The 742-nt window shown below is 71.6% G+C and carries 2 protein-coding genes; both read right to left on the bottom strand.

Annotated features, from left to right (window positions below; all coding sequences use genetic code 11):
• The coding region (locus HMPREF1023_RS14955) for a formate dehydrogenase accessory sulfurtransferase FdhD (protein WP_035579313.1) at nt 1–429 on the bottom strand (429 nt) is incomplete at its 3' end.
• 4 nt (nt 430–433) lie between these two features.
• The coding region (gene fdhE / locus HMPREF1023_RS14950; RefSeq protein ID WP_035579310.1) for a formate dehydrogenase accessory protein FdhE at nt 434–742 on the bottom strand (309 nt) is incomplete at its 5' end.

Genomic DNA, 742 nt, shown 5'->3' with positions numbered 1-742 from the left:
GTGCACGCACGCGCCGGTGTTGCGGCGCGGGCTGCGCTCGCACAGCTCCTCCATGCACGCCAGCAAGTCGTCGGCGTCGAAGCGCGCCGCCGACTCCAACGCGCGGGGCTCGCCCGCGCGCCGCGCGTCGCGCAGAAGCGCCGACTGGGCGCACCCGGCCGACGTGACGCGGTGCAGGGGCACGTAACCTTCCTCCGCCCGCTCTCCGCTGGCCACGTACACCGCAGCCTCCTCGGGCACCTCGACCACCTCCACGAGGCTGTCGCGATCGGCGATGAGGCCCTCGGACAACAGGTAGCCCACCGCCAGCTCGGACAGCCCGAAGGGGCTTCCCTGGCTCACGGCCACAGGCACCTCGTTCAGGAAGATGCGGATGGGCCGCTCGGCCGACTCGCGCTTCGCGGGCTCGGGACGCTCGACGATGGCCATCGTCCTACCTCTGCGCTTCCGCGGCGGCATCGGCGGCCGCGCGCTGGTACGCCACGAGGTCGAGCTTCGCCATGACCACGTCCTCCACTTCGAACGAGAACGGCGCAAGCGCGTCCTCCTCGTACACGGTGCGCGTGTAGCCGCCGCATTCGTCGCAGGTGGCCAGGCGGTGCGCCTCGTCGCCCTCGAGATTGAAATAATGCAGACGGCTCTGGTTCTGCGTGCCGCAGCGCACGCAACGCACGCGCTCGAACTCCCACGCGCAGCCGCACTGGGCGCACCACAGGCGCTTGGCGCGTCCCTGCCCCGCAGG

Source organism: Eggerthella sp. 1_3_56FAA, from assembly GCF_000185625.1.
Taxonomy (GTDB): Bacteria; Actinomycetota; Coriobacteriia; order Coriobacteriales; family Eggerthellaceae; genus Eggerthella; species Eggerthella lenta.
The sequence above is the reverse complement of the archived record's forward strand: the minus strand, read 5'-3'. Positions and strand labels throughout refer to the sequence as shown.